A 6,848-nucleotide genomic window follows, 5' to 3' on the forward strand; every position below is an offset into this window, starting at 1 on the left:
ATTCATGCGTTTTTCGCATTGATTGATGGCCTTCTGTTGCTCGACAGGCATTTCTCCGCTCCGGCAGTCTGAGGACAACGGCGACGGCCGTGCCGCACCAACGCGGACGACGCTGTCGGGACCTACGCGGAACGGCAGGGCAAGGGAGCTCAGCGGTGTCGGATGACGAGCGGAACACCACCGGAAGCGGGCAGTTGCGCGGGCTGAAAGTGGTCGAGTTCGCCCATGTGGTGGCCGGTCCGCTGGCGGGCTCGATGCTCGCCGACCAAGGGGCCGACGTCGTACACGTAGAACCCCCCGGCGCCGGAGACGCGGCCCGCGCCATGGGACCCCAACGTGACGGTGTTCCCCTGTGGTTCAAGGTCGCCGGCCGCAACAAACGCTCGGTCACCCTCGATCTGCACCACGAGGCCGGCCGTCTCGTCGCCCACCGGCTCGTCGCCTGGGCGGACGTCGTCATCGTCACCCTGCGCGCCGGACGCCTGCGCAGCTGGGGACTCGACTGGGACTCCGTGCACCGCATCAACCCCCGGGCCGTGCTGCTGCAGATCTCCGGCTTCGGCGCCACCTCGTCGCAGGCGGACGCCCCCGGCTTCGGCAAGGTGGGTGAGGCGCGCAGCGGAGTCGTCCACCTGACCGGCTTTCCCGACGGCCCGCCCGTGCACACCGGCTTCTCGCACGGCGACGCCGTGACCGGCCTGATGGGCGCCTACGCCGTCCTCGCCGCCCTCCACCGCCGCGACCACGACCCCGGGTTCGACGGCGAGTGGATCGACCTCGCTCTCTTCGAGTCCCTGTTCCGTCTGGTCGAGTGGCAGGTCATCGTCCACGACCAGTTGGGACGAGTACCCGAACGCTCCGGCAACCAGTTGGCGGTCGCCCCGGGGGCTGTGATCAACACCTACCGCTCCCGCGACGGCGAGTGGGTCACGGTGACCTCCGCGACACTGCGATCGGTCCGCAACATCGCCCGCCTGCTGGGACTCCCCGAGAAGGAGTTCTCCACGGCTCAGCAACAGTACGACCGACGCGAACAGTTGGACGAGAACCTGCGGAACTGGGTGGCGGAGCGGGTCACCGGCGAGTGTCTGGAGGAGTTCGCCCGTGCCGAGGTCGTGGCCTCGCGGGTGTTCGACGCCGCGGACATCGCCGCCGACCCCGTGTACGCCGAACGCGAAGACATCGTCACCGTCGATGACCCCGATCTCGGTCCGGTGCGTATGCAGGCGGTGATCCCGCATTTCCGGCAGCGCCCCGGGCGGGTCTGGCGGACGGGTCCCGCCCTCGGGCAGGACAATCACCTGGTCTACGGGCAGTGGCTCGGACTCAGCGCGGGCGAGCTGGCCGACCTGGAGAAGAGCGATGTCATCTGAGGCGTCTCCGAAGAGGCCTGCCGAGGTCGACGCGGGGGCGGTTGGCCGGCCCCCGCTGCGCTCCCTGCTCTTCGTCCCCGGCACCAGGACCGACTGGCTGCCCAAGGCGCGGGCGGCGGGCGCCGACGCGGCCATCCTCGACCTGGAGGACGCGGTGCCCGCCTCGGGCAGGCTTGCCGCCCGTGCGCAGGTGGCCGACGCCGTCGCACGGGCCGCCGTCACGTCGGCCGAGCAGGTGGGACGGATGGCGCTGTTCGTCCGTGTCAACCCGCTGGACGACTGGGCGGGGGCCGAGGAACTGCGTGCGGTCGTACGGCCCGGCCTCGCCGGTGTCGTCCTTCCCAAGGTCCGCTCCGCCCAGGACGTGAAGCTTGCCGACCGGCTGCTGGGCTGGTGCGAACAGGAACAGGGCCTGCCTCCGGGACACATCGCCCTGGTGCCCCTGTTGGAGACGGCGCGTGGCCTGCGCGAGGCCTACGACATCGCCCGAGCCGCCTCGCGCATCGCCTACTTGGGCGCTCTCACCGCCCCCGGCGGCGACGTGGAACGCGCCGTCGGCTACCGCTGGAGCCCCGAGGGAACCGAAACGGTGGCACTGCGCTCCCGCGTTCTGCTGGACGCCAGGGCAGCCGGAGTGCCGTGCCCGGTCAGCGGATTGTGGACGCGCATCGGCGACCTGCCGGGGCTACGCGCCTTCGCCGAACAGAACCGCTTGCTCGGCTACGAGGGCATGATGGCGATCCATCCCGCCCATGTCCCCGTGATCAACGAGGTGTTCTCCCCCACCTCCGCCGAACTCGCCCGCTGCGCAGAGCTGATCGAGGCGGTCGAGGCGGCACAGAGAGAAGGGACGGGCGCCGTGACCTTCCAAGGTGAGATGGTCGACGAGGCCATGGCCCGTACGGCCCGCCTTGTGCTCGAACGACACGGGGCGCAGGTTCGCGTGGCGCGTACGAGTTCCGCGTCGAGCCCGCGGGCCGGCGACGTTCAGCGTCCCCTGACGGGCACTTGCTCTCGCTCGGTCTGACCGCCGGCGCGGCGCGTGTCGCCGGGGCCGACACCTTCTCTCGGCGTGAGCCGGGGGGACGGGCCAAGACCCGCCCCCCGGTGTATCCAGCTGAGCTTGGTCATGTTCCACTGCTGCGAGGAGCCGCCGTTGGCGGACCACTGGATGATGGTGCTCCCCTCCGTGTCGGTGTTGGCGTTGTCCAGCACCTTGCCGCTGTGCCGGTTGGTGAGCCGGTACGCGCCACCGCCCAGCGCGGTGATGGCCCACTGCTGCTGGTGGCTGCCGTTGTCGGTCCGCTGCACCATCACCGCGCCGTCGCTGCTGCTGCCGTTGTCGTCGAGGGCCTTTCCGCTGCGGACGCAGACCAGCTTGTAGTAGCCGTGGTCCAGAGCGGTGACCGTCCACTGCTGCTGGGAGCCACCGTTCTGCGTCCACTGGATGACCGAGTTGCCCTCGGCGGTGGTGTTCCAGTTGTCGAGGGCCTTGCCACTCCGGGCGCTGACCAGCCGGTAGACACCGTTCGCGAGGACAGCCGGCATGCCGCTGACCTCCACGCAGACCGCGGAGTCGCTGGCGTCGGGCGCGGTGGCCGGCACGCTGACGTTGATCTGCCCGCCGCTGACCCAGTAGTTGAGCGAGACGGAGGGGTTGTTCATCAGGTAGACGCGGTTGATGGTGTTGTGGACCGCGGGGATCTGCAGGGTGCCGCCCGTGGGCCAGGTGAAGACGTGGGCGAAGAGCTTGCCGTTCTTCTTGGTGATCTTGCCCCAGGAGGGCTCGGTGGTGAAAGGGCTGCCGCTGGTGCCGTGGATGCTGTCGCCGTAGGTGGTCATCCAGGAGGCGATCCCGTTGAGTGCCGTCGTGGTCGCGGCGGACACGCTGCCGTCGCCCTTCGGGCCGATGTTGAGCAGGTAGCTGCCGTCCCTGGAGACGACCGTGACCATCTCCTGCACGAGTGCCTTCACGGACCGGTAGTTGTTCTCGGCCCAGTCCGTGTAGCCCCACTGGCCGTTCATGGTGGCGCAGGTCTCCCACAGCCGGTCCAGCGGCGCGGCGGGCACGGTCTGCTCCGGGCAGGCGAAGTCGCCGAGGCCCCGCCTTCGCCGCGCGGGGCGGTTGCAGCCTCAACGGGACCGCCTGCACCAGGGCGTGACATGACCGGCGCCGCTCCATGGCCTCGATGCCTCCGGCCGGAATGTCGCGCTTTGCGGAACCGGCGTTCACGAGCGGGACGAGCGGGTTGCGCGTGGCCCGCCCACGTGATCACTTCACCGAACTCCCCGTGACGGCGCAGGCGGTGCCGTTGAGTGTGTAGGAGTTCGGCGTGGCGGTGTCGCCGGTGTGGGCGGCCTGGAAGCCGATGTCGACGGACCCGCCGGGGGCGATGGTGGCGTTGTGGGAGACGTTCCGGGCGGTCACCCTGCCGGAAGCGGGCGAGTAGTCGGCGTTCCAGCCGGAGGTGACGGCCTGGCCGCCGGGCAGGGTGAAGACCAGCGCCCAGCCGGGGTGGACCGACCGCCCGAGGGGGCAGGGCGCCCTCGGGGTACGACCGGCTGCTGAGTGTTCACGGCGGTCAAGAGAGCGGTTCCTGATCACGCACGATCGGTCGCGATACTCTCCGCCGCAGGCCGGCAAGGTTCGAGCGACGGAAACTGGCACCCATGCAGTCACTCCCCCGCAGCGCGGTACGCCTTCTTCCCGGCCCGTTCCTGGACACGCGGAACACCGCCTTCGACCACCTGCTGTCCCTCGACACCGACCGGCTCCTCGCGCCCTTGCGGCGCGAGGCCGGCCTGCCGCCGGTCGCCGGTCGGTTCAGGGCGTCGTCGAGTGCCAGGACGCCCTGGGCACCGGCGTCGTACCGGGACCGCCGAGATTCGGTTCGACAGGAATTCCGCGGTCTCGTCCATCTAGGGCAGGACCTGGACCAGGATCGTGCGCCCGTCACTTCCGCGCTGTCGTCCCCAAGGGGAGGGGGTCGCCGGAGCGCAGGTGTTCCCTCAGCCACTGCTCGGTGTTGCTCACGTGGAGCAGCGCGGCGGCCTGGCTGAGGGCGGCGTCACGGGTGGACAGCGCGTTGAAGATCGCCTCGTGCTCGGCGAGAGTGCGGCCCGCGGCCTTGTCGTCGACCAGACCGCGCCAGATGCGGGCACGCAGGGTGCGGCCTGAGATGCCCTCCAGGAGGGTGAGGAGGGTCTCGTTGCCCGTGGCCGAGATGACCGCACGGTGGAAGGCGGCATCGTGGGCGTTGAGCTGTTCGACATCGTCTCGGGCCTCGCGCATGGCATCCAAGTGCCGCTTCACTACGGCCAGTTGGGAGTCGGAGATCCGGGTGGCGGCAAGGGCCGTGGCGAGCGGTTCGAGGAGCCGCCGTACCTCCATCAGGTCCTGCAGGGCGACCGAGTCCCCCTGGAGCAGCTCCACCGCACCGCCGAGCCCCTCCAGCAGCAGGCTCGGCTGGAGGCTGGTCACATACGTGCCGTCGCCCCGCCGGACCTCCAGGACCCGTGCGACGGCCAGCGCCTTGACCGCTTCCCGGGCGAGGTTGCGGGACAGGCCCAGCTGCGCGGCCAGGTCCGGCTCCGGCGGGAGCTTCGAGCCCGGAGGCAGGGCACCGGTCCGGATCAGCTCACGGATCTCATCGATGGCCTTGTCCGTCAGAGACACCGCTCGTCCCTCCCCCCACCGTGCCCCGCGAGCACGTCCGACCTGATCAGCCCCTGAGTGCGGAGATCGTCCCAGAGGCCGTCCGGGACTTGCTGATCATGGAGTGCCACGTTTCGTCCGACCTGTTCCGCAGTCCGCATGCCGAGGGTGACGTTGATGATACTGGGATGCGTGTACGGGAAGGCGATCGCGGCGGCGGGCAGAGTGGTCCCGTGCGCCGCGCAGACCTCGGCGATCCCCCGAGCACGGGCGACCAGAGCCGGCGGGGCGTCCTGATAGTCGTACTTCATGCCCTCGGCGGGCCGGTCACGGGAGAGCAGCCCCGAGTTGAAGACACCCACCGCCACCACGCTCTTGCCCAGGTCCCGCGCGGCGGGCAGGACGTCGTCCAGCGCCGACTGGTCCAGGAGCGTGTAGCGCCCGGCCAGCATCACCACGTCGGCGGCGGTCTCGCGCAGGAAGCGGGCGAGCATCGCCGACTGGTTCATGCCGGCGCCGATCGCGCCGATCACGCCCTGGTCGCGCAACTCCGCGAGCGTGGGCATGGCCTCCTCGGCCGCCTGCCGCCAGTGGTCGTCCGGATCGTGCAGGTACACGATGTCCAGCCGGTCCAGACCGGTGCGCTCCAGCGTGCCCTCGATGGACCGGAGCACGCCGTCACGGCTGAAGTCCCACTGCCGACGCAGGTCGTCCCGTACGACGAAGCCCCAGGTGTCGACGCCACGTGGCTCCTCGTTGGGCACGAGCAGCCTGCCCACCTTGGAGGAGATGACGCACTCGTCGCGCGGGCGGCCTCGTAGGGCGGCGCCCAGGCGGCGCTCGGAGAGGCCGAGGCCGTAGTGCGGTGCGGTGTCGAAATACCGCAGGCCGGCCTCCCAGGCCGTGTCGACGGCGGCTGTCGCGTCGTCAGCCGGGATGACGCGGTAGAGGTTGCCGATCACGGACGCCCCGAAGCCGAGCTCGGTGAGCGAGACGGACGTGTTCTGGATCTTCCGCTGGTGCAAGACGTGCTCCTGGGATATGTGTGATGGGGCGCCGGTCAGCGCCTGACGTGGGCCGATCCGCCCGCGATGAGCGCCTCGACCTCGGCGAGCGAGGCCATGGAGACATCTCCGGGCGTGGTCATGGTGAGCGCGCCGTGGGCGGTGCCGCAGGCCAGGGCGCGCTCCAGGCCGGTTTCGCTGAGCCGTCCGTGGATCAGACCGGCGGCGAAGGCGTCGCCGGAGCCGATGCGGTCCAGGACCTGCAGGCCGGGCATCCGCGGGCCGGTGACGAAGCCGGTTTCGGCGGACCAGCCGGCCAAGGGCCAGTCGTTGACCCCGGCCGAGGGCACGTCGCGCAGGGTCGTCGCCAGCACTTTCGCCGCGGGCAGCAGGCCGGCCACCTCGGCGAGCACGTCCGCCGCTTCGTCGGCGCCGATGCGCGCCTGCCCCGGATACGTCCCGGCCAGACCCAGGGCGCCCACCACGACGTCGGCCTGCCGGGCGAGCCGCAGGTCGACCTCGCGGGCGGCGTCGGCGCCGCCCCGGCCGGCCCAGAGGCTGGGGCGGTGGTTGGGGTCGTAGGAGACGGTGACGCCGTGGCGGCGGGCCGCGGCCATGGCCTCGTCGGCGACGTCCACCGTGGCGCACTGCCTGCTTCGCGTTCTCGGGACAGCCCGCCCGGCACCATTCCGACGGCGGCGGCCCAGCGGTCAGGCACGTCGGACACGGGAGGTCCAGACGGGGCCGTCGGGGTAGGCGTACTCCTTGAGGGACTCGGGGTGGATCTGCGCGCTCAGCCCGGCCAGGGTCGGTGCG

Annotated in this window: 5 protein-coding genes and 3 pseudogenes; 2 read left to right on the top strand and 6 right to left on the bottom strand. The window is 70.8% G+C overall.

Annotated features, from left to right (window positions below):
- Nucleotides 1-155: 155 nt before the first annotated feature.
- Complete coding sequence (locus tag AQJ91_RS46210; protein WP_067035702.1) at nt 156-1,373, top strand: CaiB/BaiF CoA transferase family protein; 1,218 nt, start codon at nt 156-158, stop codon at nt 1,371-1,373.
- Nucleotides 1,363-2,400: an HpcH/HpaI aldolase/citrate lyase family protein gene (locus AQJ91_RS46215; protein ID WP_079085711.1), complete on the top strand. Its 1,038-nt coding sequence runs from the start codon at nt 1,363-1,365 to the stop codon at nt 2,398-2,400. The genes AQJ91_RS46210 and AQJ91_RS46215 overlap by 11 nt, the downstream gene beginning before the upstream one ends.
- Here the strand turns inward: AQJ91_RS46215 and AQJ91_RS57640 are convergent.
- The 6 genes and pseudogenes from AQJ91_RS57640 to AQJ91_RS46240 form a co-directional block, all read right to left on the bottom strand.
- Complete coding sequence (locus AQJ91_RS57640; RefSeq protein WP_324618063.1) at nt 2,361-3,215, bottom strand: RICIN domain-containing protein; 855 nt, start codon at nt 3,213-3,215, stop codon at nt 2,361-2,363. The genes AQJ91_RS46215 and AQJ91_RS57640 overlap by 40 nt on opposite strands.
- A pseudogene (locus tag AQJ91_RS57645) lies at nt 3,213-3,470 on the bottom strand (alpha-L-fucosidase); the annotation flags it as partial. The pseudogene AQJ91_RS57645 and the gene AQJ91_RS57640, both read right to left, overlap by 3 nt.
- A 175-nt stretch (nt 3,471-3,645) precedes the next feature.
- Nucleotides 3,646-3,903, bottom strand: a pseudogene (locus AQJ91_RS58630) (cellulose binding domain-containing protein); the annotation flags it as partial.
- A gap of 423 nt (nt 3,904-4,326) precedes the next feature.
- Nucleotides 4,327-5,049, bottom strand: a complete 723-nt coding sequence (locus AQJ91_RS46230; RefSeq protein WP_067035708.1) for a FadR/GntR family transcriptional regulator — start codon at nt 5,047-5,049, stop codon at nt 4,327-4,329.
- Complete coding sequence (locus AQJ91_RS46235; protein ID WP_067035711.1) at nt 5,040-6,053, bottom strand: aldo/keto reductase; 1,014 nt, start codon at nt 6,051-6,053, stop codon at nt 5,040-5,042. Before AQJ91_RS46235 ends, AQJ91_RS46230 begins: the two co-directional genes overlap by 10 nt.
- 35 nt (nt 6,054-6,088) lie before the next feature.
- A pseudogene (locus tag AQJ91_RS46240) lies at nt 6,089-6,673 on the bottom strand (PfkB family carbohydrate kinase); the annotation flags it as partial.
- Nucleotides 6,674-6,848 lie beyond the last annotated feature (175 nt).

The sequence above is a fragment of the Streptomyces dysideae genome (assembly GCF_001514305.1).
GTDB classification, from domain to species: Bacteria; Actinomycetota; Actinomycetes; order Streptomycetales; family Streptomycetaceae; genus Streptomyces; species Streptomyces dysideae.

What these genes read in the sequence shown, in the direction of transcription:
- AQJ91_RS46215 (WP_079085711.1), top strand. Translation starts at nt 1,363, where the DNA reads ATGTCATCTGAGGCGTCTCCGAAGAGGCCTGCCGAGGTCGACGCGGGG.
- AQJ91_RS57640 (WP_324618063.1), bottom strand. Translation starts at nt 3,215, where the DNA reads ATGACCACCTACGGCGACAGCATCCACGGCACCAGCGGCAGCCCTTTC.